This is a genomic window from Deinococcus phoenicis (genome assembly GCF_000599865.1).
GTDB classification, from domain to species: Bacteria; Deinococcota; Deinococci; order Deinococcales; family Deinococcaceae; genus Deinococcus; species Deinococcus phoenicis.
This window is the reverse complement of sequence record NZ_JHAC01000033.1, coordinates 100,297-126,819: the sequence shown is the minus strand read 5'-3', so window position 1 is coordinate 126,819 and position 26,523 is coordinate 100,297. Positions and strand designations below refer to the sequence as shown.

The 26,523-nt window shown below is 70.0% G+C and carries 25 protein-coding genes; 13 read left to right on the top strand and 12 right to left on the bottom strand.

Annotation, left to right across the window (positions count from 1 at the left end; translation table 11 throughout):
• Nucleotides 1–14: 14 nt before the first annotated feature.
• Both lepB and DEIPH_RS11355 read right to left on the bottom strand, forming a co-directional pair.
• Nucleotides 15–794 (bottom strand): signal peptidase I, encoded by a 780-nt coding sequence (gene lepB, locus DEIPH_RS11360; protein WP_034358040.1) that lies wholly within the window; start codon nt 792–794, stop codon nt 15–17.
• A gap of 202 nt (nt 795–996) precedes the next feature.
• On the bottom strand, nt 997–1,788 hold the full coding sequence (locus tag DEIPH_RS11355; protein WP_034358038.1) for a patatin-like phospholipase family protein: 792 nt from the start codon (nt 1,786–1,788) through the stop codon (nt 997–999).
• 63 nt (nt 1,789–1,851) lie between these two features.
• Here DEIPH_RS11355 and DEIPH_RS11350 point away from each other — a divergent pair, with 63 nt between their 5' ends.
• Entirely contained in the window at nt 1,852–2,604 is a 753-nt protein-coding gene (locus DEIPH_RS11350) for a serine/threonine-protein kinase (protein WP_034358036.1), read from the top strand.
• A gap of 198 nt (nt 2,605–2,802) precedes the next feature.
• Nucleotides 2,803–4,263: a glycoside hydrolase family 3 protein gene (locus DEIPH_RS11345; protein ID WP_081790888.1), complete on the top strand. Its 1,461-nt coding sequence runs from the start codon at nt 2,803–2,805 to the stop codon at nt 4,261–4,263.
• Between the two features lie 25 nt (nt 4,264–4,288).
• Here DEIPH_RS11345 and DEIPH_RS11340 read toward each other — a convergent pair whose 3' ends face one another.
• The 3 genes from DEIPH_RS11340 to DEIPH_RS11330 all read right to left on the bottom strand — a co-directional run bounded on the left by DEIPH_RS11340 (nt 4,289) and on the right by DEIPH_RS11330 (nt 6,535).
• On the bottom strand, nt 4,289–5,155 hold the full coding sequence (locus DEIPH_RS11340; protein WP_034358033.1) for a DegV family protein: 867 nt from the start codon (nt 5,153–5,155) through the stop codon (nt 4,289–4,291).
• The gene (locus DEIPH_RS11335) at nt 5,152–6,039 is read right to left on the bottom strand and encodes an NAD(P)-dependent oxidoreductase (protein ID WP_034358031.1); all 888 of its coding nucleotides are present in this window, start codon (nt 6,037–6,039) and stop codon (nt 5,152–5,154) included. Before DEIPH_RS11335 ends, DEIPH_RS11340 begins: the two co-directional genes overlap by 4 nt.
• Before the next feature lie 106 nt (nt 6,040–6,145).
• Entirely contained in the window at nt 6,146–6,535 is a 390-nt protein-coding gene (locus tag DEIPH_RS11330) for a YchJ family protein (protein WP_034358030.1), read from the bottom strand.
• Nucleotides 6,536–6,567: 32 nt separating this feature from the next.
• Here DEIPH_RS11330 and DEIPH_RS11325 point away from each other — a divergent pair, with 32 nt between their 5' ends.
• Complete coding sequence (locus DEIPH_RS11325) at nt 6,568–7,362, top strand: TrmH family RNA methyltransferase (protein ID WP_034358029.1); 795 nt, start codon at nt 6,568–6,570, stop codon at nt 7,360–7,362.
• Nucleotides 7,363–7,413: 51 nt separating this feature from the next.
• A complete protein-coding gene (gene pepF / locus DEIPH_RS11320) occupies nt 7,414–9,228 on the top strand; it encodes an oligoendopeptidase F (RefSeq protein ID WP_034358028.1) in 1,815 nt (604 codons plus the stop codon).
• A gap of 144 nt (nt 9,229–9,372) precedes the next feature.
• Here the strand turns inward: pepF and DEIPH_RS11315 are convergent, their stop codons facing one another.
• The 3 genes from DEIPH_RS11315 to DEIPH_RS11305 all read right to left on the bottom strand — a co-directional run bounded on the left by DEIPH_RS11315 (nt 9,373) and on the right by DEIPH_RS11305 (nt 11,298).
• Entirely contained in the window at nt 9,373–9,837 is a 465-nt protein-coding gene (locus DEIPH_RS11315; protein WP_034358027.1) for a YbjN domain-containing protein, read from the bottom strand.
• Between the two features lie 64 nt (nt 9,838–9,901).
• Nucleotides 9,902–10,255, bottom strand: a complete 354-nt coding sequence (locus tag DEIPH_RS20810) for a septal ring lytic transglycosylase RlpA family protein (RefSeq protein ID WP_034358026.1) — start codon at nt 10,253–10,255, stop codon at nt 9,902–9,904.
• Complete coding sequence (locus DEIPH_RS11305) at nt 10,252–11,298, bottom strand: M24 family metallopeptidase (protein WP_034358025.1); 1,047 nt, start codon at nt 11,296–11,298, stop codon at nt 10,252–10,254. Before DEIPH_RS11305 ends, DEIPH_RS20810 begins: the two co-directional genes overlap by 4 nt.
• Before the next feature lie 159 nt (nt 11,299–11,457).
• Here DEIPH_RS11305 and sucC point away from each other — a divergent pair, with 159 nt between their 5' ends.
• The 3 genes from sucC (at nt 11,458) to DEIPH_RS11290 (ending at nt 14,293) form a co-directional block, all read left to right on the top strand.
• Nucleotides 11,458–12,618: an ADP-forming succinate--CoA ligase subunit beta gene (sucC, locus tag DEIPH_RS11300; protein WP_034358023.1), complete on the top strand. Its 1,161-nt coding sequence runs from the start codon at nt 11,458–11,460 to the stop codon at nt 12,616–12,618.
• The gene (sucD, locus tag DEIPH_RS11295) at nt 12,618–13,529 is read left to right on the top strand and encodes a succinate--CoA ligase subunit alpha (RefSeq protein WP_034358021.1); all 912 of its coding nucleotides are present in this window, start codon (nt 12,618–12,620) and stop codon (nt 13,527–13,529) included. Before sucC ends, sucD begins: the two co-directional genes overlap by 1 nt.
• A gap of 194 nt (nt 13,530–13,723) precedes the next feature.
• A complete protein-coding gene (locus tag DEIPH_RS11290; RefSeq protein ID WP_034358019.1) occupies nt 13,724–14,293 on the top strand; it encodes a hypothetical protein in 570 nt (189 codons plus the stop codon).
• Between the two features lie 28 nt (nt 14,294–14,321).
• Here the strand turns inward: DEIPH_RS11290 and bshA are convergent, their stop codons facing one another.
• Nucleotides 14,322–15,467 (bottom strand): N-acetyl-alpha-D-glucosaminyl L-malate synthase BshA, encoded by a 1,146-nt coding sequence (bshA, locus tag DEIPH_RS11285; protein WP_034358017.1) that lies wholly within the window; start codon nt 15,465–15,467, stop codon nt 14,322–14,324.
• 118 nt (nt 15,468–15,585) lie between these two features.
• Here bshA and DEIPH_RS11280 point away from each other — a divergent pair, with 118 nt between their 5' ends.
• Entirely contained in the window at nt 15,586–16,431 is an 846-nt protein-coding gene (locus tag DEIPH_RS11280; protein ID WP_034358015.1) for a DegV family protein, read from the top strand.
• A 101-nt stretch (nt 16,432–16,532) separates the two neighbouring features.
• On the opposite strand, the gene DEIPH_RS11275 is transcribed toward DEIPH_RS11280, so the two are convergent.
• The 3 genes from DEIPH_RS11275 to ileS form a co-directional block, all read right to left on the bottom strand.
• Nucleotides 16,533–17,300: a methyltransferase domain-containing protein gene (locus DEIPH_RS11275; RefSeq protein ID WP_034358012.1), complete on the bottom strand. Its 768-nt coding sequence runs from the start codon at nt 17,298–17,300 to the stop codon at nt 16,533–16,535.
• Between the two features lie 116 nt (nt 17,301–17,416).
• Nucleotides 17,417–17,605 carry a ChaB family protein gene (locus DEIPH_RS11270; RefSeq protein WP_034358011.1) on the bottom strand — a complete coding sequence of 63 codons (189 nt, stop codon included), beginning with the start codon at nt 17,603–17,605 and terminating at the stop codon, nt 17,417–17,419.
• A gap of 119 nt (nt 17,606–17,724) precedes the next feature.
• On the bottom strand, nt 17,725–21,024 hold the full coding sequence (ileS, locus tag DEIPH_RS11265) for an isoleucine--tRNA ligase (protein WP_034358008.1): 3,300 nt from the start codon (nt 21,022–21,024) through the stop codon (nt 17,725–17,727).
• A gap of 559 nt (nt 21,025–21,583) precedes the next feature.
• On the opposite strand from ileS, the gene fsa reads away from it, so the two are divergent.
• The 5 genes from fsa (at nt 21,584) to pdxS (ending at nt 26,517) form a co-directional block, all read left to right on the top strand.
• On the top strand, nt 21,584–22,324 hold the full coding sequence (gene fsa, locus DEIPH_RS11260) for a fructose-6-phosphate aldolase (protein WP_034358005.1): 741 nt from the start codon (nt 21,584–21,586) through the stop codon (nt 22,322–22,324).
• Nucleotides 22,321–23,598 (top strand): transcription termination factor Rho, encoded by a 1,278-nt coding sequence (rho, locus tag DEIPH_RS11255; protein ID WP_034358002.1) that lies wholly within the window; start codon nt 22,321–22,323, stop codon nt 23,596–23,598. The genes fsa and rho overlap by 4 nt, the downstream gene beginning before the upstream one ends.
• 151 nt (nt 23,599–23,749) lie before the next feature.
• Entirely contained in the window at nt 23,750–25,162 is a 1,413-nt protein-coding gene (locus DEIPH_RS11250; protein ID WP_051517329.1) for a peptidoglycan DD-metalloendopeptidase family protein, read from the top strand.
• The gene (locus tag DEIPH_RS11245; RefSeq protein ID WP_034357999.1) at nt 25,159–25,557 is read left to right on the top strand and encodes a response regulator; all 399 of its coding nucleotides are present in this window, start codon (nt 25,159–25,161) and stop codon (nt 25,555–25,557) included. Before DEIPH_RS11250 ends, DEIPH_RS11245 begins: the two co-directional genes overlap by 4 nt.
• A 66-nt stretch (nt 25,558–25,623) precedes the next feature.
• A complete protein-coding gene (pdxS, locus tag DEIPH_RS11240) occupies nt 25,624–26,517 on the top strand; it encodes a pyridoxal 5'-phosphate synthase lyase subunit PdxS (protein ID WP_034357996.1) in 894 nt (297 codons plus the stop codon).
• Nucleotides 26,518–26,523 lie beyond the last annotated feature (6 nt).

The window sequence follows — 26,523 nt, the reverse complement described above, 5'->3', positions numbered from 1 at the left end:
CGCGCCCCGGGGCCTCACTTCGCCAGTTGGGTCTTGAGCGTGTTGAAGGCGTCCGGGCGCTCCAGCACGCGCCAGTTCAGCACGTTCGCGCCGCTGAACTCCGAGACCCGCCCCGACGAGCAGTCGTAGTGGGCGGTGGTCTTGCGCATGATCGGCCAGATCACGGCCGCCGCCCGCCCGGCCACGTCGCGCTGGAGGACCGGCCCGAAGAGGCGTGAGTCCTCGCTGCCGCCCGCCGTGCGGTTGTCGCCCATCACGAAGTAGTGCCCCCCGGGCACCGTGATCTCGGGCTGGTCGGGCAGAATCCCGGCGGCGCTGGAGGCCGCGCCGTTCGCCAGGTCGCTCTGGGTGTCCCAGCAGCCCTGCTCGCGCCAGAAATCGGTCGTCCAGCTCTGGTCGAGCTTCACCCCGTTCACGAACACCTCGCCGCCCTCGATGCGGATCCGGTCGCCCGGCAGGCCGATCACGCGTTTGATCAGAAAGGGCCGGTAGGTCCACAGCCCGAAGGCACTCTTGGTGAGGTTCGGGGCCTGCGCCGCCGCCTCGCGGGGGGGTTTGAAGATCAGGATGTCGCCCCGCTTGAAGTCGCCGACCCCGGCCTTGTGCAGCCAGGTCTCGTATTTCGGCACGAACACGCGCTCGTGGTCGCGCAGGTTCGGCATCATGCTCACGCCGTCCACGCCCACCAGCGTCGCCACGAACTGCGTGATCACCACGGCGAACACGATGGGTTCGAGCACTTCCTTCCACAGCTTCCCGAGCGGTCCCGGCGCGGGCTTGTTCAGTCTTGTCATGCAGCTCCTTGTCCGCCGCGCAGGATAGCGGACGGCGGCCGGAGGTGCGTCCCCCCGCCGGGGTGCCTCATACGGTTTCCGTCCAATCCGTTATCAAATCGGGAAAGCGCCGCTTCGATAACTCCTTTCCCGGCAACCGTTTCTTTCCGGCTCGCTCCGCTCGGGTTGAACAGTTTTTGTCACTGTTCAACCGGAATTCGTATCAGGGGACCAGCGCGTGCAGCCGGGGCAGCTCCGCCAGCGCCGCCGCCTCGCCCGCCTGGATCGCCTGCCCGCCGCGCCGGAAGCTCTGGAGGTCTACCCCCGCCAACTCCGGCCTGAGCAGCACGTCCGGGCGGTAGAGGCTCAGCCGCGCGTCCGTGAGCTGGGCCTGCATGATGTCCACCGCCCGGCGCAGGGCCTGCACGGTCCCCAGGTGGCCCCCGCTACGCCACGGCCGCCGCCCCTGTAACTCCAGCGGGCCAGGCACCGTCACGTCCACCGCGACCACCTTGCGCACCCCCAGAAACAGCGCGGCGTCCACCGGTACCTGGTTCAGAATGCCGCCGTCCGCCAGGAGCATGTCGCCCTGCGGCACCGGGTCGATCGCGCCCGGGTAGGCGATCGTGGCCCGCAGCGCCGCATACAGGTTGCCGCCCGACAGGTACACCTGCCGCCCGGTCAGCAGATCGGTCGCCGTGACCGCCAGCGGCGTCCCCAGTTCCTCGAAGGTGGGGGGAAGGTGGTCGGCCAGCCACGCCTCGAAGGCGCTGGCCCGCAGCAGCCCGGTGCCGGGTCGCCAGTCCAGCAGCCGCCGCCACGACACCGTTTCCGACACGCGCCGCAGTTCGCCCGCGCCGACCCCCGCCGCGATGAACGCCGCCACCAGCCCGCCCATGCTGGTGCCCGCCAGCACCTGCGGGCGCAGCCCGGCCTGCTCCAGCACGTGCCAGACCCCGATATGCGCCAGCCCGCGCGCGCCCCCGCCCCCCAGCACCAGCCCGAAGCCCGACATGGGGGGATTGTAGCCAGCCGGGGGTAACACCCCGCCCCTGACCTGGAGTACCGTGAGTGGGACATGCCGCTGGCAGGACAGGTGGTGGGGGAGGGGGTGCGCCTGGTGCGTCCCCTCGGTCGCGGTTCGCACAGCGTCGTGTATTTCGCTGTCGGCCCGGACGGTCAGCCCTGTGCCGTGAAAATCTTCGACCCGCACTTCGCCTCCCACGCGGTACGCGAGTACGGCAACGGGACGGCGCTCGATCATCCCCGGCTGATGCGGGTGCTGGCCCCGGTGCGGGTCAGCGACCAGCCGGGGCTGATCGTGACGCTCGCGCGGGGCCGGGTGCTGTTCGGGCGCTATACCCGCCGCCCGGCCCTGACCTTCGAGCGCCGCGCCTTTTTGCTCACGCTCGCGCACCTGCTCGATGCGCTGGGCTACCTGCACGCGCGGGGCTTGGTCCACCGCGACGTGAAACCCGAGAACATCCTGGTGGAACCCGACGGCAGCGCCACCCTGGTCGATTTCGACCTGTCCGGCCCCAACCGCGAAATCTTCGCCACACCCACCCGCCTGGGCACCGCCGCCTTCCAGAGTCCGGAGGCGGCGCGCGGCGAGGCCCTCGGCCCCGAGAGCGACCTGTACAGCGCCGGCGTGCTGCTGGGCTGGGGCCTGCACGGCGCGCTCTCCGGGCCGGACGTGCCGCCGCCCCCGCTGCCCGATCCCCTGGACCCCCTGCTGGCCGCCCTCACCGAACCCGACCGGACCCGCCGCCTGGCGAGTGCCGCCGAGGCGAAAGAGACGCTGCTGAGGCTGGCGGGGCTGCCGTACTGACCCCGACGTCCGGTGGGTCGAGGCCAGGGGGACGAGCGGAGCGGGAAGAAAATACCGACGGGCGGCCAAAGACCCTGTGGTGGTTTGTCCGGGTGTTCTGGAACTCGGAGCCAGCCGGTATGAGAGGCTCTCGTCCCCGTTCTCCGGCTGGCTGCTGGTGACGGACCGTCTCCGCCCCTGATCCCTTACCCTGGGCGGGTGACTCAGCCCAAGCCCGGCTCCCTGGTGATGGTAGACATTCCCGGCCCCACGCTGGACGCGGACACGGCGGCGCATCTGCGGCGGCACGGCATCCGCGCCGTCTGCCTGTTCGGGAAGAACGTGCAGGACGCCCCGCAGCTCCGGCAGCTCTGTGCGGACCTGTGGGACGTGATGGGGGAAGACGCCCTGATCGCGCTGGACCACGAGGGCGGCGCGATTCTGCGCCCGACATTCTGGCCGTTCGCGCCCTCCGCGATGAGTCTGGGGGCCGCCGACAACACGGCGCTGACGGAGGACGTGAACGCGGCCCTGGCCCGGCAGTTGCGCTCCGTCGGCGTGAACTGGAACTTCGCGCCCGTGCTGGACGTGAACGTGAACCCGGCCAATCCCGTCATCGGGGAGCGGGCCTACGGGGCCGACGTGGACCGGGCGGCGCGGCACGGCACGGCGGCCCTGCTGGGCCACACCCGCGAGCGCGTGGCGGGCTGCGTGAAGCACTTTCCGGGGCACGGCGACACGCACCTCGACAGCCACAGGGCACTGCCGCGTGTCCGCAAGAGCCGCGCCGAGCTGGACGCCGTGGAGTTCGCCCCCTTCCGCGCCTGCCTGCCCCTCGCCCCCGCCGTGATGACCGCCCATATCGTGTACGACGCGCTGGACGCCGCGCAGCCCGCCACGCTGTCCCGCGCCGTCCTGACCGATCTCCTGCGCCGCGAGTGGGGCTACCAGGGCGTCACGGTGACCGACAGCATGGGCATGCAGGCCATCGACGCCCACTATGGCCGGGGCGAGGCGGCGGTCCTGGCCCTGCGCGCCGGGGCCGACCTGGTGATGGCCCTGGGCCGCCGTGAGGCGCAGGACTCCACGCTCTCGGCCATCGGGCACGCGCTGGACGGCGAACTGAACGCGCGGGAGACAGAGGCCAGCCTCGCCCGGCTGCACGCGCTGGCCGCCGCTTTCCCGGCCGGGGCGGACCCGGCGCTGGACCCCCGGGCCGACGCGCCCCTGTTCGCCCACGCCTGGGCCTGCGGCCTGACGACGACGGGCCTGCCCCAGCCCCCCGCCCCCGGCTCCCGCGTCCTGCTCGTGGCCCAGCGCCGGGTGCAGCGTGAGAACGTCAGTGAGGCCAGTGTGAATGCCGGGACACTCGCCGCCGAACTCGGGTCCGTCTACGACGTGACGCTGCACGCCTACGACGATCCGGCGGACCTGGACTGGCCGGCCCTGCGCGCCTCCGGCCTCCCGGTGATCCTCGCCACCACCACCCGGCACCGCCAGGCGGCCCTGCGGGGTGCCCGGCCCGACCTGCACCTGGCCCTCTACAACCCCTACGCGGTGCTGGATGTGGACGCCCCGGCGGTCCTCACCTACGGCTTTCGCCCGGAGGCCCGCGCAGCCCTGCTCCCCTGGCTGCGCGGCGAGGCGGGCGGCCCGGGCCGCCTGCCCTTCCTCGCCTGATTCCCGGACGCGTGGCCCGGCCGGGTTACCGCTCCCACACCCAGTTGCCCGGTGCGGCGGCCACCCCCAGCGCCCTCGGCCCGGTGTGGACGTTCAGCACCGGATTCACGCCCGCAAAGCCGGACCACACGACCGGATGCCGTGCCTTGATCGCCTCCAGCAGCACGTCGGCATCCTCGCGGACGCTGCCGTACAGCAGGCCCACCCTCAGCGGCGTGCCCTCGCCGTAGCGCCCCGTGACCTGCGCGGCGACGGCCTCGATCGCGCCCTTGTAGCTGCGGGCGCGGCCCACGTTGGTGTATGCGGCGGTCGTCCGGTCCACCGTGATGACCGGCTTGAGGTTCAGCAGCCCCCCCAGCGTGGCCTGCACCCGCCCGATGCGCCCGCCCCGGCGCAGGTATTCCAGCGTCTCGATGGTGAAATACAGTTCGGTTTCCTCGGCGGTCCGGCGCACCCAGTCCAGCGCCGTCTCCAGCGTCTCGCCACGCTGCGCTGCCGTCGCCGCCGCGTGGACCTGAAACGCCTGCGCCGCGCTCAACGTGCGCGTATCAACAATCGTGACCGGAATCCCCGGCACGACCGCCCGCGCCTGCTCGGCGGCGTTGCGGCTCCCCGACAGCCCGCTGCTGATGGTCAGCGCCAGCACCGGCAGGGTGCCGCCGCTCGCCTCCCGGTCCGCCTCCGCCCAGTCCTGCGGCGTGGGCTGGCTGGAGGTCGGATGCGCCGGATTGGTCTGCAACTCGCGGTACAGCCCCTCGCGCGTGATCTCGTCCATGCGGTAGCTCTTGTTCCCGAAGTTCAGACTGAAGGGCGCGACCGGCACGGCGTTGTTCAGGCCCTCGAAGGCGTCCAGCCCGCCGTCCGTGGCGACCGCGAAGAGGGGCGGCGTCACTTGATCTCCGTGCCGTTCAGCTGTTCCACCAGTTTCAGGGCCGCGCTGTAATCCGCCTCCGCCCCGACGGTGTGGGCCGCCGCCCGGTAGAGCGCCGCCACCTGCATCAGCACGGGCGCGCTGGCCCCGGCCCCCTGCACCACCTCGGCCGCGATGCCCGCGTCCTTGGCCAGCAGGCCCAGCTGGAACGTCAGCGGAAACTCGCGCGTCAGCACCCGCTGCGGAATCAGCGTCTCGGTGGGGTAGCTGCGCCCGCTGCCCGCGTTGATCACCTCCAGCGCCGCGTGCAGGTCCACGCCCGTCCGTGCCAGGGCCGCCAGGCCCTCGCCCGCCGCCCACATGTTCACGGCCATCAGCGTGTTGTTGATGGCCTTGACGGCAAACCCGCTGCCGGTCTCGCCCACATGCACGACCTTCCCCGCGAAGGCGAGGTCGCCGCGCACCCGCTCCAGCACCGCCGCGTCCCCGCCGACCATCACGGCCAGCGTTCCGGCCTGCGCACCCCCCGGGCCGCCGCTGACCGGCGCGTCCAGAAAGGCCACGCCCGAGGCCGCTAGCCCCGCCGCCTGCCGCCGCGCCGCGTCCGGCCGCCCGCTGGTGCAGTCCACCCACACGGTCCCGGGCCGCAGCTGCCCCGCCAGTGCCGTCAGCACCTCGTCCACTTCCGCGCTGGTGGGCAGGCAGGAAAAGATCACGTTGGCGCCCGTGACCTCCGGCAACTCTGCCGCCTCGCTGCCGAACTCGCGGGCGTGGGCGTCGGCCTTCTCGCGGGTGCGGTTCCAGACGAGGGCGCGCCCGCCCGTCTCGCCGGCGTGCCGTGCCAGTTGTGCGGCCATCGGCCAACCCATCGCGCCCAGGCCCAGAAATGCAGTCGTTCGGCTCATTGTGTTCAGGCTATGGCCCCGCCACAGGCCAGCCGCCAACTCTGAACCGGGTCCAGAAAAGTGGAGAGGGGTGCGGCCCCCAGTGTTTCGCTGCTCCCCGTGTGGCCTACCGTTCTCCCGGTTCCACCCCATCCACATACACCCATGCGCCGTCCAGCCGCGTGAACGTGCTGCGCTCGCGCAGGCGGTGGGTGCGCCCACCGGCCCGCAGCGTCGCCGTGAAGGTCACCTCGTTCCCTTCTGCACCGTGGACGGTGAGGCCCACATAGCGTGTGCCGTCTTCCTCCAGGTCGAGGTCCGGCGGGCAGGTGTCCGGGTGCCAGGTGCGCTGCACATAGCCCGTGTCGCGCAACGCATACGCTGTGTACCGCGAGCGCATCAGCGCCTCCGGCGTCTCGGCGGGGCGTTCGCCGCTGTGGCGGGGGCCGCAGCACGCGCCGTAACTGCGCCCCGATCCGCAGGGGCAGGGTTTGAAGGGAGGAAAGGGGAGAGGCATCCGCCGAGGATAGCGGGCATACTGGGGGGCCGATGACCGCCCCCGACGTGATCACCTCCCTGCAAAATCCGCATGTCAAACGGCTGGTGCGCCTGAGGACGCGCCGCGAGCGCGAACGCGAAGGCGTGATCCTGATCGAGGGCGCGCGTGAACTCGCCCGCGCCGTGGCAGCGGGCCTGCTGCCCTCCACCCTCTTTACCTGCGAGGCCCTCTACAGCCCCGAGGCCCACGAGGTCGCGGCGACCCTCCCCGGCCCCCGCGTCCGCCTCTCCCGCGAGGCGTTCGAGAAAGTCAGCGGGCGCGAGAACCCCGACGGCCTCCTCGCCCTGGTCCCCACGCCTGCCCCGCGTCTCCCCGAACCCGGCGAGGACACCGTGCTGGTCGTCCTGCACGGGCTGGAAAAACCCGGCAACGTCGGCGCGATCCTGCGGACGGCGGACGCGGCGGGCGCGGCGGGCGTGCTGGTGCTGGGGCGGGGTGCGGACGTGTACAGCCCCAACGTGATCCGGGCTTCCCAGGGCAGCGTCTTTGCCCTGCCGGTCGCCGCGCTGGACGAGGCGGCCGCCCTGGCCTGGCTGGCGGAGCGCACCTTCACCCGCGTCGCCTGCACGCCCGACGCGCCGCAGGTGTACTGGGACGCGCCGCTGACGGGCCGCGTCGCCCTGGTCCTGGGGGCTGAGCACGAGGGCCTGCCCCCCGCCTGGCGCGCGGCCGAGGTGCCCGTGCGCGTGCCCATGCACGGGGCCGCCGACAGCCTGAACGTCGCCACCGCCGCCGCGCTGGTGCTGTACGAGTGCGTCCGGCAGCGGCGTCCAGCGGCTCGCTAGGTCAAATGGCGGACTCTGCTCCGCCCGGAGTGCGGTGCTAGCCTGCCGGACGTGACCACAACCGAAAGGAAGGCCCTGCCGGGCCGCGCTGACGTTCCCCGCGAGCAGACCTGGGACATCGAGGCCCTCTTCGCCACGCCCGAAGCCTGGGACGCCGAGGCCGATGCCCTGCCCGCCGCCATCGACGCGCTGGCCGCCCACGCCGGAAAGCTGGGGGACAGCCCCGAGGCCCTCGCCGGCTACCTGCGCGAGGCCGACGAGGTGGAACTGCGCCTCACCCGCCTCTTTTCCTACGCGGGCATGGGTTCAAGCGTGGACGGCCGCGACGCCGTGGCTGCCGCCCGCCGCGACCGGGCCAGCGGCATCGGTGCCCGCTACGGTAGCGTGACGGCCTTTGCCGACCCCGAACTGCTCGCGCTCGACGAGGGAAGGGTCCGCGAGTGGCTCACGCGCCCCAATCTGAAGGACGACCGCATCCGCCTGGAGCGCCTCTGGCGGGACCGCGCCCACGTCCGCTCCGCCGAGGTCGAAGAACTCCTGGGCGCGGTACAGGCCCCCTTCGCCTCCGAACGCGGCATTCACCCGGCCCTGGCCAACATGGACCTCCGCTTCGGCACCGCCGGTGGTGAGCCGGTGACCCAGGGCAACGTGGACCGTCTCACCTCCGACCCCGACCGCGAGGTGCGCCGCGAAGCCTGGGAAAACTACGCCGACGCCCACCTCGCCGTGCGGCATTCGCAGGCCGCGATGTACGCCACCAATGTCCGCCAGAACGTCTTCCTGGCCCGCGCCCGCCACTACCCCGACGCCATCACCGCCACCCTCGCGCCCAACCGCATCCCGCCCGAAGTGGTGACCACCCTGCTGGACACCTACCGCGCCCACACCCCCACCTGGCACCGCTACTGGAATGTGCGCCGCGCGTGGCTGAAGCTCCCCGAGCTGCGCGAGTACGACGTGAAGGCCGCCCTGGTCCCCCCCCGAGAGGTCAGCTACGCGCAGGCGGTGGAATGGATCTGCGAGGGTATGGCTCCCCTCGGCCCCGAATATATACAAGACATGCGGCAGGGCCTGACCACCGAGCGCTGGGTCGACTACGCCGAGAACGACGGCAAACGCCAGGGCGCCTACTCCAACGGCGGCGGGCGCGTCAAACCCTACATCTTCATGACCTGGAACGGCACCGTGGGCAGCTACTCCACCCTGGCCCACGAAATCGGCCACTCCATGCATTCGCTGCTCTCGCAGCGCGAGCATCCCTACCAGTTACCCCGCTACACCCTCTTCCACGCCGAGGTCGCCAGCAACTTCAATCAGGCGATGGTCCGCTCCCACCTGCTGCGGCAGGCCCGCGAGTCTGGCGACACCGACTTCGAGGTCGCCCTGATCGAGGAGGCCCTCGCCAACTTCCACCGCTACTTCTTCATCATGCCCACGCTGGCGGCTTTCGAGCTGGAGGCTTACCGCCGGATCGAGGCGGGCGGCACCCTCAGCGCGCCCGACCTGATCGACCTCACTGCCGACCTGCTGAAACAGGGCTACGGCGACGGCGTGACGATGGACCGCGAACGCAGCGGCATTCTCTGGGCGCAGTTCTCCACCCACCTCTACGCCAACTTCTATGCCTACCAGTACGCCACCGGCATCAGCGCCGCCCACCAGCTCCTCGCGCAGTTCGACGTGGACCCCGACGCCGCCCGTGAACGTTACCTCGCCTTCCTGAAGTCCGGCGGCAGTCTCGACCCCATCGAGGCCCTGAAGGAGGCGGGCGTGGACATGCTCAGCCCCGAACCCGTGAAGGCCACCTTCCGTACCCTCGCCGGGTACGTGGACCGCCTGGAAGAGCTGCTGGCCGACCGCACCTGAGGTCCTGAACCGGGGCGGCCTGAGCTGGGCCGCCCTTTGTCTTTCACTTGCAACAAAAAATTCACGACGAGTTTTATCGTGAATCTCTTCACTTGCCACTTTTAAAAGCAAGGGCAGGAAATCCCGCCCTTACCTTCAAGCGTCTCAGGCCTGGGGCTGCTGAACCTGCATGCCCTGGGGCTGGAAGCCTTCGAGCGCCGCGTAGTCGTCCTGGAAGTGCATCAGGACGCCGCCGAACAGCGTGTCGAAGGTTTCCTGGGGCATCTCGGCCAGGGTGGGGTAGAAGCCCACGTACTCCAGCCAGACGTTGCCGTCGCCGTCGACGCTGCGGGAAAAGGCGCGCTCGCGGTTGCGGTCGTTGAGCATGACCATGATTTCCTGGCGGCGGCCCTCGTAGGTCTTCTGGGTCACGCAGGTGATTTCCAGGCGGCTGGTGTTGTTGGGGCCGTCGTTCACGCTGACCAGCACGGCGGCGTCGCCCATCTCGAAGCGCCAGCCCATGCGGATGAAGCGCTGGCCGTTGTTTTCTTCCATGTCGAGCTGGACTTCCTTCTCGCGCAGGTACTTGGCGAGCGTGTCCAGCGTCAGAAGCGCCGTTTCCATCGTCATTGAAACTCCTCCTCTTAGGGTGAAACCCGGGCAGATTCTAACATCACTCTCCGGCGGGGGCGGCTCAGGGCCGCGACAGCACCCGGACCGTCACGGGCGCGACGCCCGCCGACAGGATGCCCAGCCTTGAGGCCGCCGTCCGCGACAGGTCGATCACGCGGCGGTGGTTTCCGAACGGCCCCCGGTCGTTGATCAGCACGTCCACGCTGCGGCCCGTGCGCGTATGCGTCACCCGGACCCAGGTGCCCAGCGGCAGCGTCCGGTGCGCCGCCGTCATGCGGGTGTGCCGGTTGTATTTTCCGCCGTAATACACGGCCTGGCCCTGCTGGAACGAACTGGCCTGGGCTGTCCCGCCCGGCAGCTGGCCAGCCAGCAGCGATCCCGCGACCAGCACCGCCGCCAGCAGCCCCACCCTCACAGCCGCTCCTTGGGGCTGTGGCTCAGCACCTCGTAGCCCGTGTCCGTCACCAGCACCAGATCCTCGATGCGGACGCCCCCCACGCCCGGCAGGTACGCGCCCGGCTCCACCGTCACGACCATGCCCGGTGCCAGCACGTCCTCGCTGCCCTTGCGGAGGCCCGGCCCCTCGTGGATATTCAGACCCACGCCGTGCCCCAGCGAGTGCGCGAACGCTTCGGCCAGCCCGTGCCGTTCCAGAATCCCGCGCGCCAGCTCGTCCAGCTCGCCCGCTTTCACCCCCGGGCGGATGGCCGCCACCGCCGCTTCCTCAGCCTCCAGCACGGCGTTGTAGACCCGCCGCAATTCCTCGGAGGGCGTGCCCACCGCCACCGTGCGCGTCATGTCGCTGTGATACCCGCGCAGCCGCGCCCCGAAATCGACCGTCACCAGCTCGCCGTCCTCGATCACCCGTTCACTGGCCACACCATGCGGCATCGCCCCACGCGGCCCGCTCGCCACGATCACGTCGAAGCCGACCTCCGCGCCCGCGCGGCGCAGCCCCGTTTCCAGCGCCAGCGCCACGTCCAGTTCGCGCGCGCCCGCCCGGATCATCGGGCGCACCTCCGCGAACACGCGGTCGGCCAGCGCCTGCGCTTCCCGGATCGCCTGCACTTCCTGGGGCGATTTGACCAGCCGCACGCCTTCCACCAGCCCGCGCGTCGGCACCAGCGCCGCGTCCCAGTGGTCCCGCAGCACCTCCAGCCCGGCCACCGTCAGGTGTTCGGCCTCGAAGCCCACGCGCTGGCCCTTCACGCGCTCTGCCGCGTCCTGATACGTCTCCGGCGGGCGGGCGATCACCTGGGGCACGCGCGACTCCTCCTGCGCCTGCACCGTATAGCGCGCGTCGGTGTAGAGCGTCGCGCCGTCTGCCGTCACCAGCACCTTGCCGTCCGCGCCGCTCGAAAAGCCCGTGATGGCCCGCACGTTCGCGGGATCGCTCACCCACAGGGCGTCCACCCCTGCCGCCCGCATGGCCGTCCGTAACTGCTCCAGTTGAGTCATGAGGCGGAAGGTAACATGCCCCCGCGCCGCACACCGGGCCTTCGCTTCCTGTCCCCACCGAGGGGACAAGGTGTCTGTACAGGCGGAATGCGGCTTATACTCCTTCATCGGGACAAAAGAAGGGCCGCATCAGGGGCCACCACCCAAGGAGGAGACACCGTGAAACTTCACGAGTATCAGGGCAAGGAACTGCTGCGCCGCTTCGGCGTGAACGTGCAGGAAGGCAAAGTGGCCTATACGCCCGACGAGGTGCGCGACATCGCCCGCGAGTACGGCCAGCCGGTCGTCGTCAAGGCGCAGGTTCACGTCGGTGGGCGCGGCAAGGCGGGCGGCGTCAAGTTCAGCCCCAACCTCGACAAGGCGTTCGAGAACGGCCAGAACATCCTGGGCATGGACATCAAGGGCCTGACCGTGAAAAAGGTGCTCGTGACCAAGGCCGTCGATATCGACGCCGGGACCGAGTACTACGTCGGCATGATCGTGGACCGCAACGTGCAGAGCTACACCCTGATGGCCTCGGCCGAGGGCGGCATGGAGATCGAGGAGGTCGCTGAGGCCACCCCCGAGAAGATCATCAAGTTCCGCGTGGACCCCGTCACCGGCCTGCGGCCCTTCGAGGCACGTGAGGTGGCCCTCCAGGCAGGCTTCAAGGGCAACCTCAACAAGATCGCCGACATGATGGTCAAGATGAGCGAAGCGGCCCTCAAGATGGACGCCGTGCTGGTCGAGATCAACCCCCTCTTCGTGGACGAGCAGGGCACCCCGCTGGCGCTCGACACCAAGTTCGAGATCGACGACAACGCCATGTACCGCCACAAGGACCTCTCCGACTGGCGCGAACTGGAAGCCGAGCACCCCCTGGAGATCGAGGCCAGCAAGTACGGCTTCGCCTACGTGAAGCTCGACGGCAATGTCGGCGTGCTGGGCAACGGCGCGGGCATCGTGATGACCTCGCTGGACGTGGTGAACCGCGCGGGGGCCAAGCCCGCCAACTTCCTCGACATCGGGGGCGGGGCCAAGGCCGACATCGTGTACAACGCGGTCAAGCTGGTCAGCAAGGACAGCGACGTCAAGGCGATCTTCATCAACATCTTCGGCGGCATCACCCGCGCCGACGAGGTCGCCAAGGGCGTGATCCAGGCGCTGAACGAGGGCATCCTGACCAAGCCCGTGCGGATGCGCGTGGCCGGAACCGCCGAGGAAGAGGCCAAGGCCCTCCTTGCCGAAGTCAACAGCCCCCTGATCCAGATGTACCCCGACATGTTCCAGGCCGCGCAGGCCGCGGCCGACGAGGCGAACAAGGTGGAGGCGAACAAGTAATGGGCATTCTCGTAGGCAAGGACACCCAGGTTCTCGTGGTCGGCATGACGGGCCGCGAAGGCGCGAACCACACCAAGGCCATGCGCGAGTTCGGCACCAAAATTGTCGCGGGCGTCACCCCCGGCAAGGGCGGCCAGACCCACGAGGGCCTCCCAGTGTACAACAGCGTCCCCGAGGCGCAGGCGCAGCACCGCATCGACACCAGCATCATCTTCGTGCCGCCCGCCGGGGCCGCCGACGCCGTGCTGGAAAGCGCCTACGCGGGCGTGCCCCTGATCGTCCTGATCACGGAAGGCGTGCCCACCGTGGACATGATGCGCGCCGTGCAGGAAGTCAAGGAACTCGACGCGAAAAGCCGCGCGGCGGGCGGCCAGGGCGTGCGCCTGATCGGCGGCAACTGCCCCGGTCTGGTCACCAACGGCGAGTGCAAGGTGGGCATCATGCCCAACCGCATCTACCAGAAACCCGGCCGTATCGGCCTGATCAGCCGCTCGGGGACCCTCACCTACGAGGCCGCCAAGCTGCTGAACGACGCCGGGATGGGCACCTCCACCACCGTCGGCATCGGCGGCGACCCGGTGATCGGCACCACCTTCGCGGACGTGCTGCCCCTCTTCGAGGCCGATCCCGAGACCGACGCCGTCGTGGTGATCGGTGAAATCGGCGGCGCGGACGAGGAAGCCGCCGCCGAGTACATCGCCGCCCACATGAAAAAGCCCGTCGTGGCCTTTATCAGTGGCCGCAGCGCCCCCGCCGGCAAGCGCATGGGCCACGCCGGCGCGATCATCATGGGCAACGTCGGCACCCCCGAGAGCAAGCTCGCCGCCTTCAAGGCCGCGAATGTGCCCGTCGCCGACACCATGCCCGAGATCATCGATCTGGTGAAAAAGGCCCTGAACGTCCAGGCCTGAACCCGGGCGAGCAGGGAAGAGGGAGGCCGCAGCACAGTGCTGCGGCCTCCTCCCTCTCCTTGCAGACGCGGAAAACGCCGATCGGGCCTGCGCGGGCTGCCCCGGCTCCTGGCCCCGACGGCCGCGTTTCGTCCCCCCCGGGGCAACGTCGGCTTTCGTCACATCGGCGTCAGGCCCGCGCGTAGACTGGGGGCATGAAGATGCGTCTCCTGCCTCTGGCTGCGGCCCTGTTCGCCGGGTCCGGCAGCGCCCTCACGGTGACGGGGAGTGTGGCGGGCAGCGTTCCGGCAGACACCCGCCTCAGCGGCTGGGCCGTCAGTGCGTCCGGCCAGCCTGTTCAGGAACTCGTGAGTGTGCCCGTCAGCGGCGGCCAGTTCCGTCTGGACCTGCCCGCCGCCGCCCCCAGCCCCCGCGCCCAGACGGCGCTGACCGCGCAGAACGTCTCCTGGCCCGGCGTCCTCGACCCGGTCGTGGTGAGCGGGACGGCGCAGGCCAGCGAACTCAAGTTCTTCACCTACCGCGACGTCAACCGCAGCGGCCAGCACGACGACGGCGAGGCGTTGCGCGAGGTGACGCTGAACGTCGGGGGCGGCTCCCTGTTTATCGCCTGGGTGAGCGCCGACGTGACCGTCAAGGCCAGCCGGGGCTACGAAACGGTCCTGAAGCGCGGCTGGAACGCCTTTGCCGTGGAGGTGGGCCGCACCGTGAAGGCGGCGCCCTTCGTGGAGGGCCAGGACACCGCCGTGCTGAATCTCGGGCGCTGATCTCCTGTTCGCGGCCTGACGGCGGCCTTCAGACCAGCGGGCTGCTGACCGTCCGCGCGTAGGCCGACAGGTACTTCGGCACGATACGGTCGGGGTGAAAGCGGGTCAGGGCGGCCAGGCGGCCCGCCGCGCCCATGCCGAGGTACAGGTCGCGGTCGCGCAGCACCCGCAGCGCCGCGTCGGCCATCGCGTCCACATCGCCGACCGGGGCGAGGAAGCCGGTCACGCCGTCCTCGACGACCTCAGGCACGCCGCCCGCGCGGGCCGCGACGACCGGGACCTCGCAGCTCATGGCCTCCAGGGCGGCCAGGCCGAAGCTCTCGTTGCTGCTGGGCAGCAAGAACAGGTCGCTGATGCCCAGGACCGTCTGGACATCGGGGAAGGACCCCAGGAACTGCGTGCGGCCCATCACGCCCAGCTGTCCGGCCAGCTCGAAGGCGCGGGGCCGTTCCGGGCCGTCACCGATCATCAGCAGCCGGGCGGGGATCTCGCTGGCGATGCGGGCAAAGACCTGCACCACGTCCTCCACCCGCTTCACGGGCCGGAAGTTGCTGACGTGCGCGATGAGGGCCTCGTCGGGGTGGGCGAAGCGGGCGCGCATCGCCGGGTCGGTCACGCGCACGAAGCGTTCGCCATCCACGAAGTTGTGAATCACCTCGATCTCGCGGTCCACGCCGAACACCTCCCGCGTCTGCTGGGCCAGAAAGTGCGAGACGGCCGTGACGTGGTCGCTGCGCTCGATAGCGTGCCGGGTGGTGTGGCGGAACGCGGGTTCGGCACCGACCAGCGTCACGTCGGTGCCGTGCAGCGTGGTCATGACCCGGCTCTGCCCGGTGATGGCCTGCGCGTGAAGCGCGGCGGTAGCGTGCGGAATCGCGTAGTGCGCGTGCGAGAGCGTCACCCCATGCTCCAGGATGACTTCCGTGAGGGTGTTGGCGGCGGCCAGCTCGGGATAGGGCTGATCGAACAGGGCGTAGGCGAAGCCGCTCACCTGATGGTAGAACGGCCCGCGCACGCCTTGGTGCCCCGCCAGCCGGAAGGGCATGGCCGAGCCGACGAAATGGACCTCGTGCCCCGCCCGCGCAACCATCAGGCCCAGTTCGGTCGCTACGACGCCGGACCCCCCGGCCCCCGCGTGACACAGCACCGCGATCTTTTCTGGAAAAGGAACCATGAGTGCGGAGTATAGGACCGGCAGGGGCCGTCCGCGCGCCGCCCTTTCCCGATCGGCCCGCCCACCACGGCGAGGTGTCAGAGTTGTGTAGGGCACTTCATCCTAGATTGAACCCCACATGATAGCCGTCGTCACCGACTCCACCTGCGACCTTCACCCCGACACGGCCCGCGCCTTCGGGCTCCACGTCGTGCCGCTGCATGTGCTGCTGGGGGGCCGGTCCTTCCTCGACTGGCAGGACCTCGACCCGGACGCCGTGTACGACCACCAGCGTGGGGGTGGGGACGTGACCACCCAGCCCGCCTCCCAGGCCGCGTTCGAGGACCTGTACCGCGAACTGCTCGCTACGCACGACGGGATCGTCAGCATTCACCTCAGCGCGCACCTGTCGGCCACCGCCGAACACGCCCGCCAGGCGGCCCTGGCCCTGAAGGCCGGGGACCGCGTGCAGGTCGTCGACAGCGGCCTGGCCTCGCTGGGCCTGGCCGAAACCGTCATCGCGGCGCGGGAAACGGTCCAGGCGGGCGGCGACCTACAGGCCGCCCTCAAGACCGTCCGGACCCTGCAAGCCGAGCTGCTGGCCGAGTTCACCATGCCCAGCCTGGAGTACCTGCGGCGCGGCGGCCGCCTGTCGCGCACCCAGGAGGTCCTCGGCAACATGCTGGGGATGCGCCCGGTGCTGCGCTTCGAAGAGGGCCGCCTGCGCGCCGTGCGGCGTGTGCGGGCTTCCGGCGCCCTGCGCGACATTCTCGGCCAGCTCGAAGCGCAGTTCGGCCGCGACCCCGTGGCCGTCACCATCGGGCACGCGGGGCGGGACCCCGGGCGCATCGCCGAACTCAAGACGGCCATGAAGGCCAGCAACCTGAACGTGGCCCGGGGCCGCGTGCAACTGCTCGGCCCCGTGATCGGCGCCCACGTCGGCCCCGGCACCTACGGTCTGCTGGCCCGGCCCTACGCGGGCTAGCCCGGGGGCCGGAAGGCCGCCAGCAGAAACCTCAGGCATTCCAGCGGCCCATGACAAGACAGCAGGTGTGGCCCGCACAGTGGAACGCCGGGGACAGGCCCTCAGCCCTTCCGCGCCATAAACAGCACCCGCGTAAAAGCGTAGTACATCCGCTCGCCCGGCCAGCGTGCCCGCAGGCGCGCCAGATAGGCGGCGGTGAACCGCGCCCCGTCCGCCGCGTTGAGGCGGGAGAGGTAAGGCACCAGTGCCGTCCCGCGCGTCCAGTCCAGCACGCCTTCCGCGCCCGGCAGCACCACCGGATAGACCCGGCTGAGCGCCGTGAGGTCCACAGCGCCCAGCTCGTCCAGCCGCTCGGCGTACTGCGCGGGCGTCAGCACCGGCGAGGCTCCCTGCGCCGTGCCGAAGCGCGTGAAGCCCCCCAACTCGGCTCCGAACTCGCGGGCCGTGTCGGTCAGCAGTCGGTGGCTGTCGTGGTCGTGGTTCGCGGGCACCTGCACCGCCAGTACCCCACCGGGCCGCAGCTGCGCCCAGAGCCGTGCCAGCAGCGCCGGGTGGTCCGGGAGCCACTGCAAGGCCGCATTAGAGAAGATCAGGTCGTACTCGCCCTGGAGCGCCAGGATGTCCCCCTGCTCGAACCGGAGGTTGGGCACCCCCTGCCGGTCCGCCTTCGCCAGCATCTCCGCGCTGCTGTCCAGCCCCAGCACCCGCGCCGCTGGAAAACGCTGCGCCAGCGTCCGCGTGTGGTCCCCCGTCCCGCAGCCCAGGTCCACGACGTCGTGGTAGGGGAGATCAGGAAGCAGGGCGAGCAGATCGCGGACCGGGGCGCTGCGGGCCTCGCGGTGTCGGTGATACTGGTCGGGGTTCCACATGCCCTCAGCGTAGGCGGTCGAACCCAGCGGTGTCCGTACTCTGGTGGTAACAGTGAAGCCAGACAAAAAGACCCGGCTGGGCGCCTTCGCGACCCCAGCCGAACCTCTGCCGCCCGCTACCGCCCGCGCTGTTCCTTGTCACCCGCTTTTTTGGCCGCCGTATGCGCGACGGCAAAGGCGCGGTGCTCGTCCCCGCCGTACTCCTCTAGGGCGCTGTTGAACGCCTTCAGGAACGCTTCTTGCTGGTGCGGGTCGTACTGGTCCACCTGCGACTGCGGCAGGTCCGAGATGCTCTGATAGGGCATGGGGTCCTCCTGGCCCTCATCCTGAGGGGCGGCCCTGGGGCCTGGATGGGAAGCCAGTCAAGGTCACCAGAAAGAAGGAGCGGACCGTGAAAGGTCCGCCGCTCTTCCTGCCGCCCTGCTCAGAGCCGCGTCAAATACGCCGTGCCGCCTTCCACCTCGGACGCGTGACCCTCGCCCGGGCCGAAGGTCAGTTCCGTCGCCAGCACCTCCCCGGCGATGAACGCGCGCCACATCTCCGCCGCCTCCCGCGCGTCCCCCCGGAGGTCCAGGCTCAAACGAATCCGGTCCTGCACCTCGAAGCCCGCCGCCTTGCGCGCCTCCTGGATGCCGCGCACCAGATCGCGGGCGAGGCCCTCCAGGACCAGCTCGCGCGTCAGCGTGGTGTCGAAGGCCACCAGGAACCCGGCGTCTTCCGCCGCCGCGACACCTTCGGGGGCCTTGGCGTCCACCAGCACCTGCTCGCCGGTCAGCGTGAAGGTCTGCCCCTGCGCCTCCACCGTGAAGCTCTCGCCCTGCTGCACGGCGCGCGCCACCGCCGCCGCGTCCGCCTGTGCCAGCGCCGCGCGCACGGCGGGGAGCGCCTTGCCGTACACCTTGCCGATCACGGGCAGGTTGGGGCGCAGGCTGTACTGCACCAGGTCGGTCACCCCTTCGAGGAAGCGCACGCTCTTGACGTTCAGTTCCTCCATGATCTGCTCCTGCGACCGTTGCAGCGCCTCCGTCAGTTCGGGCGTACTCGCGCGCACGGTCACGCTCGCCAGCGGCTGCCGCGTCTTGAGGTTGTGCGCCCCGCGCACCGCCCGGCCCAGCTCGACCACCTTCATCACGGCGGCCATTTCCGCCGTCAGGCGCTCGTCCAGCCGCTCCGCGCGGACCTGCGGCCAGCGGGTGAGGTGGACGCTCTGTGCCCCCGCGCCGCCGCCGAGGTTGCGGTACATGGCCTCGGCCAGGAACGGCGTGAAGGGCGCGGTGAGCTGCGACACCGTCAGGAGCGCCTCGTGCAGCGTGGCGTAGGCCGATACGTCCACCTGCCCGCCTTCGCCCCAGAACCGACTGCGGTTGCGGCGAACGTACCAGTTGCTCAGGTCGTTCACGAAGCGTTCCAGCGCGCGGCCACCCCCACGCGCGTCGTAGGCGTCGAGCGAGGTCGTCACGTCCCGCACCGTCTCCTCCAGCCGCGCGAGCAGCCAGCGGTCGATCTCGGGGCGCTGACTCACGTCGGGCGCGGCCCCCAGCTCAGGCCGGTCCAGATTCGCGTACAGCACGAAGAAGGAATAGACGTTCCACAGCGTGTTCACGTAGTTGCGCTGCGCCTCTGCCACCAGCCGCTCGGAAAAACGCTTCTGGTCGCCGGGGTCCGACGCCATGAACATGTACCAGCGCACACTGTCCGCGCCGTAGCGGTCGAACAGCGGCAGCGGCTCCACCACGTTGCCCTTGCTCTTGCTCATCTTCGCGCCGTGTTCGTCCACGATGTGACCCAGGCAGATGACGTTCTTGTACGCGGGCTGGCCGTAGAGCATGGTGCTGATGGCGTGCAGGCTGTAGAACCACCCGCGCGTCTGGTCGATCGCCTCGCTGATGAAGTCGGCGGGGAAGTGGCGCTCGAACAGTTCCTTTTGCGCTTCGGTGCCCGGCAGCGCGTGCTCACCCGTTTCATCGGTCAGCAGGTGCCACTGCGCGTAGGGCATCGAGCCGGAGTCGAACCACACGTCCAGCACCTCCGGCACGCGGCGGTACGTATTGCCGTTCAGCTCGAACGTGATGTCGTCGATGTACGGCCGGTGCAGGTCGAGGTCGGTGAGGTCGCGCCCGGTGAGTTCCGAGAGTTCCGCCACGCTCCCCACCACGCGCAGGTCGCCGTCCTCGCTGAGCCAGAAGGGCAGCGGCGTGCCCCAGTAGCGCTCGCGGGAGATGGCCCAGTCCACGTTGCCCTCCAGCCAGTTGCCGAAGCGCCCGTTCTTGATGTTCGCCGGCACCCAGTTGATCTTCTGGTTCTCCTCCAGCATCCGGTCCGCCACGCTGTTGGTGCGGATGTACCAGCCCTTCTTGGCGAAGTAGAGGATCGGGTCGCCCGTGCGGTCGTGGAAGGGATAGCGGTGGCGCAGCGTGCCCGCCCAGAACATCAGGCCCCGCGCCTTGAGGTCCGCGATCAGGCCCTTATCCGCGTCCTTGAAGAACTTGCCGCGCTCGCCCGTGACCCGCAGGATGCCGTGGTCGTCCACGCCGAACATCAGCGGCACGCCGTACTTGCGGGCCAGCTCCAGGTCCTCCGCGCCGTAGGCCGGGGCCTCGTGCGCCACGCCCGAGCCGTCCTCCGCCGACACGAAGTCGGCCAGCGTGACGAAGTGCATCACCGGGCGGCCCTGCGCGTTGCGCTCGTGCAGTTCGCTGACCACGCCCAGTTCGGTCGCCACTTCCGGGAACGGCGGCTCGTACTCCACGCCCTCCAGGTCGCGGCCCCGGAAGGTGGTCAGCACCTCCAGCGGCGCATTCTTGTGCAAACCGCTGAGGCGTTCCACCGCCTCCTGGGCCACGATGATCGGCCCCGCCTCGCTGCGCGCCACCACGTAGGTCAGGTCCGCGTTCACCGCCGCCAGCGTGTTGCTCGGCAGTGTCCAGGGCGTCGTGGTCCACACCACCAGCGCGAGGTTCTGCCGGTCCTCGCCGGTCAGCCCACTCAGCGCGGCGTGTGCCCGCTCAGGCAGCGTGTCCCAGATCACCGGAAAGCGCACGTACACGCTGGGATCGTCCACCATGCGGTAACTGTCCACCTCGCCCAGCTCGGCGCGTGACAGGGTCGTGCTGATGCGCGGGCTGAGCGGCACCACCTTGTAGTCCTGCGCGAGCAGCCCCTGGGCGTGCAACCGCTTCAGCAGGTTCCACACGCTCTCCACGTACTCGTTCTCGTAGGTGATGTAGGGGTCACTGAGGTCCACCCAGTACCCCAGCCGCTCGGTGAAGGTGTTCCACTCCTGGATGGTTTCCCACACCGAGGTGCGGCACAGCCGGTTGAACTCCTCCAGCTCCGCCCGGCTCGCCCCGTGGTTGCGCCCCAACAGCCCCAGCTTCTTCTCCACGCTGATCTCGACCGGCAGGCCGTGCGTGTCCCAGCCGCCCTTGCGGGTGACGTGGTAGCCCTGCATCACCTTGTAGCGCGGAAACAGGTCCTTGAAGGAGCGCGCGAGGACGTGGTGCAGCGCCGGGCGCCCGTTCGCGGTGGGCGGCCCCTCGTAGAAGACGAATTCCGGCTGCCCTTCCTGGCGCTCCTGCGTCTGCTCGAAGATATGGCCCTCTTGCCAGAAGTTCAGCACCTCCGCTTCCAGATCGCGGAAGCTGGGCTGCGAGTTGACGGGCTGGAAAAGAGTGTCCGAAGGGGTGGTGGGAGAGGTGGTGGGCCTGGGGTCGGTGGTGGTCATGTGGCTCCTTCGGCGGGTCTAACCGTCTGACGGTCTAAGGGTCTAACGGGGGCTGTTCGGCGGTCGGACGGTTTGACAGACCAAAAACAAAGCGCGTCCCAGCCTTCGGTGCTGGGACGCGCCTGGAAACGTTCTCGCGCGTGGTACCACCCAACTTCACCACCTGAAACGGCGGCCTCGCTCCTGCCCTCTGCCGGGGGGCTTCCGGACGGGTCTACTGGGTCCCACCCCGGCAGAGGGGGCCGTTCTTCCGTCGGCGCGGGAGATGATCTTCGGCGGGGGGCGGACCGTCAGGCTTTCACCGTCCCTGACTCGCTCGTGGCCGCATAAACCCCGCGTACTCTTCTCGCGTTCGCCTGTGCGTTGCTCACCCCCGCTGGGGGGTGCCCCTCATGGTAGGCGCGCAGCATGGGCAGGTCAATCCGTCAGGTGACGCATTCCGGCCCAGGCAGATATGGTGAACTGTCAGGCAGCAGGGAAGCCGGAAGCTGCCGGCTGACCCGGTGGCTCTGGCGGGCCACCCGGTGCGCCCCTTACAATCCCTCCAAGGAGAGTCAACATGCAATTCTTCATCGACACCGCGATCATCGACGAGGTTCGTGAAATCAACGCCTGGGGCGTCCTGTCGGGCGTCACCACCAACCCGAGCCTGGTCGCCTCCTCGGGCCGCGACTTTAGGGAAGTCATTCAGGAGATTGCCCAGTTGGTCGGCGGCGCGATCAGCGCCGAGGTCACCGCGCTCGACGCGGAAGGCATGATCAAGGAAGGCCGCGAGGTGGCGGGCTGGAGCGACCACGTCGTCGTGAAACTGCCCCTCACCCCGGCGGGCCTGCAAGCCTGCAAGACGCTTTCCAGTGAGGGCATCAAGACCAATATCACCCTGTGCTTCAGCGTGCCGCAGGCGCTGCTGGCCGCCCGCGCGGGCGCGACCTACATCAGCCCCTTCGCGGGCCGCGTGGACGACATCGGCTGGGACGGCATCGAGCTGGTCCGCCAGATCAAGGAAGCCTACGTGCTGGGCGACATCCAGACGAAGGTGCTGGCCGCCTCGATCCGCCACCCGCAACATGTTGTGCAGGCCGCGCTGGCCGGGGCCGACGTGGCGACCGTGCCCTACAAGGTCTTTACCCAGATGATCAAGCACCCGCTGACGCAGGCGGGCCTGGACGCCTTCCTCAAGGACTGGGCCAAGCGCGCCGGGGCCAGCCCGGAAACCCCCTCCAGCGAGGCGGGCACCAACCCGCAGCAGGGCGGCGTGACGGCCCAGGGTGAGCCGGTCCAGGGAGGCCAGAAGCAGTGACCGAACCCCATCTCGCCCCCCTGCCCTTTCACGAACTCCAGCAGAAGATCCTGCCGGAGCTGCACCTGATCGCCGCCCAGACCGGGATCGAGAACTACCGCAAGCTGAAAAAGGACGCCCTGGCGCTCGCCATCATGGAGCGTCAGGCCGAGGCCGAGGGGCAGGTCCTGGCGCGCGGCTTCCTGGAGATCAGTTCCGACGGCTACGGCTTCCTGCAATCGGACCTGCTCGACCCCGCGTCGCGCAGCGTGCTGGTCACGGCGGGCCTGATCAAACAGTTCCACCTGCGGACCGGCGACGAGATCATCGGCCGTGCCCGCCGGCCCCGCGAGAACGAGCGCTACGGCACGCTGGTGCAGGTCGAGGCGGTCAACGGCCTGGACCCCGACTCCGCCCGCCAGCGCCCCCGCTTCGACGACCTGACGCCCACCTTCCCCGACCGGCAGCTCGTGCTCGAAGACCCGCTGATGGACGACAGCCTGTCGCTCCGCGTGGTGGACCTGCTGGTGCCCATCGGGCGCGGGCAGCGGGCGCTGATCGTCGCGCCGCCGAAAGCCGGGAAAACCACCCTGCTCAAAAAAATCGCCAACTCCATCGTCAAGAACTACCCCGACGTGACGGTGATGGTCCTGCTGGTGGACGAGCGCCCCGAAGAGGTCACCGACTTCCGCGAGAGCGTGCAGGGCGCCCAGGTGATCGCCTCCACCTTCGACGAGCCGCCCCAGCACCACGTCCGCGTCGCGGAGTTCGTCCACGAACGCGCCCGCCGCATCGTGGAGGAAGGCGGCCACGTGGTGATCCTGCTCGACTCGATCACCCGCCTGGCCCGCGCGAACAACCTGGTCACGCCGCCCACCGGGCGCACCCTCTCGGGCGGTCTGGACTCCAACGCGCTGCACTGGCCCAAGCGCTTCCTGGGCGCCGCGCGCAACATCCGCGAGGGTGGCAGCCTCACCATCCTGGCGACCGCGCTGGTGGAAACCGGCAGCCGCATGGACGACGTGATTTTCGAGGAGTTCAAGGGCACCGGCAACGCCGAACTGGTCCTCTCGCGCCGCCTGGAAGAGCGCCGCATCTTCCCCGCGCTCGACATCCTGAAGTCGGGCACCCGCCGTGAGGAGCTGCTGCTTCAGCCCGAAGTGCTCAAGAAGATGTGGCTCCTGCGCAAGGTGATCAGCGACATGGACCCCGCCGACGCGATGGAGATGCTGCTGGGCCGCATGGGCAAGACGCGCAACAACGTCGAGTTCCTGCAAGCCCTCGCGGGCGGCTGACTCCGGCTGCGCCCAGCCCCCGTCCCCGGTGACGGGCGTCTTTTCGGCTGTTCCTTTTCGTTTCTGTGCCTGCCTGGCTGGCCCTTTGGCCATGCCGGGAGGTCGCCGAGCGGTCCCGCCCCCGGGTGGGTGCCGCGCCCCTGGAGGCCCCGTGCCTGAGTTTCCCACCTGCCCCCCCCGGGGTTCTTCGCGCCTGTCCCGGCGGCTGGCCCTGACCGGCCTCGCGCTGTGGGGGCTGTCCGCCCTCGTTCCGCCTGCCGCGGCCCGGCCCGAAGCCCCTGAGACTTCGGAACATCTGGCCACCCTGCTGGGTATCCCCGCGCCCGCCGAGCAGCTGAGCGCGGCCCTCCCCGCCGTTCGCCTGACCCGGCTGACCGAGCCGTCCAGCCTGCTGGTGGTCACCGCGCAGGCGGCGGCGCGTGTGGCGGCCCGCTACGGCGTGGCCCCGGCGGCGGTCGCGGCCCTGCCCCGCCCAGCGGGCGAGGAAGCGCGTGTCCTGCGCGTCCGGCTGCCGCTACCCGAGCTGGCCCGCCCCCCCGCCCTCCCCGCCTCGGTCCTCACCCACACGGTTCGTCCCGGTGAAACGCTGGCCGCCGTCGCGGCCCGCCACGACCTGAGTCTGGTGGACCTGCTGAGTGCCAACCTGGGCCGCGAGAGCCTCGACGACCTGACGCCGGGCGAGAGGCTCCTGATTCCCACCGCCGAGCGCGGTCTGCTGGTCCGGATCAAGCCCGGCCAGACGGCGCTGTCCCTGATCGCGGCCTACGGCGCGGACCTGACCCGCACCGCCCGCGCGAACGGCAGGCTTCCCACGGCCCTGACCGTGGGCGACTACCTGTTGCTGCCCGGCATCCAGGCCGAGAGCTTCCACAAACGGCTGATCGAGCGCCGCGCGGCCCAGGCCGAAGCCGAGCGGCAGGCGCGGGTCCAGGCCCAGTACGAGCGCTACCTCAGCTGGCAACGGGACCGCGAACGCGCGCGCCGGGAAGAACAGGCCGCCCGTCAGGCCCAGTACGAGGCGTACCTCGCCTGGAAAAGCAGCCCCGAGCGTCAGCGCCGCGTCGCCGAATACGAGCGGCAGGTGCAGTACGAGGCCGCGCAGGCCCTGGCGCGTGCCCGGCAGCGCCAGCAGGCCGCCGCGCAGCCGCTCAGCACCCGGGCGGCGGGTGTGAACGTCTCCGCCGGGGGCGGCCTGGCCTGGCCGATGCACAGTTACCGCGTCACCAGCCGCTACGGCGAGGCCGACATCGACTTCCACAAACAGGTCTTTCACGGCGGCGTCGACCTGGCCGCGCCCGCCGGAACGCCCATCTACGCCTCTGCGGCCGGCACCGTCACCGAGAGCGGGTATGGTGCGTACGGCATGAACGTCTACACGGTTCAGGGCAACAGCACCCTGGTCTACGGCCACCTCAGCCGCACCGCCGTCGCCGCCGGGCAGACGGTCCAGCAGGGCGAATTGCTGGGGTATGTCGGCTGCACCGGGATCTGCACCGGTCCCCACCTGCACTTCGAGATCCGGTTGGACGGGCAGGCCGTGGACCCGCTGGCGCTGCTGCCATGAGTGACCCGGCGGACGGACGGGCCGAACCGGAGGGCCTGCGCCTGCTGGTCGTGGACGACGAGGCGCAGATTCTCGAACTGCTCGACCTCACCCTGGGGCTGCACGGCTTCCGGGTCGCCACCGCCCGCAGCGGCCCCCACGCCCTGTCCGCCGCCCAGGCGGCCACCTTCGACGTGATCGTGATGGACGTGCTGATGACGCCCTGGGACGGCTTCGAGACGGTCCGCCGCCTGCACGCCGCCCTCGGGTGCGCCATGCCCCCGGTCGTGTTCCTCTCCGGCCTCAGCCGCCCCGAACACGTCCCCGACCTGGTGACCGAGTACCTGGTCAAGCCGTTTCGTCCCTCGCAACTCGTGGAGAGTATCCGCCGCGTCGTGCAGGCCCGCTCCCGCTGAACTGACCCCCTGATGTCCGCGCAACTGGCCCTGCTTCTGGGGCCAGTTGCGCGGCATACTGCCCGCATGACCGAACCCACGCAGACCGGAACCGCCCAGATCAAGCAGGGCTTCGCAGAGATGTTCAAGGGAGGCGTCATCATGGACGTGGTGACCGCCGAACAGGCCCGCATCGCGGAAGCCGCCGGGGCGACCGCCGTGATGGCCCTGGAGCGCGTTCCTGCCGATATCCGCGCCGACGGCGGCGTGGCCCGCATGAGCGATCCCAAGATGATCAAGGAGATCATCGCCGCCGTGACCATCCCCGTGATGGCCAAAGTCCGCATCGGGCACTTCGTCGAGGCGCAGATTCTCCAGGCGCTCGGCGTGGACTTCATCGACGAGTCCGAGGTGCTGACCCCCGCCGACGACCAGTACCACATCGAAAAGAGCCGGTTCACCGTGCCGTTCGTCTGCGGCGCGAAGAACCTGGGCGAGGCCCTGCGCCGTGTGGGCGAGGGGGCCAGCATGATCCGCACCAAGGGCGAGGCGGGCACCGGCAACATCATCGAGGCCGTGCGCCACGCCCGCACCGTCCTGGGCGAGCTGCGCTCCATCCAGGCCCGCCCCAGTGACGAGCTGATGACGGTCGCCCGTGACCTCCAGGCCCCCTACCACCTGGTGCAGTACGTCCACCAGCATGGCAAGCTGCCGGTCGTGAACTTCGCCGCCGGTGGCGTCGCCACCCCCGCCGACGCCGCCCTGATGATGCACCTGGGCCTCGACGGCGTGTTCGTCGGCAGCGGCATCTTCAAGAGCGACAACCCCGAGCGCCGCGCCCACGCCATCGTGAAGGCCGTCACCCACTACCAGAACCCCGACGTGCTGGCCGAGATCAGCGAGGACCTCGGCGCGCCCATGACCGGCATCAACATCGATTCGCTGATCCCCGAAGAACGCCTCGCCACGCGCGGCTGGTAAACGGAA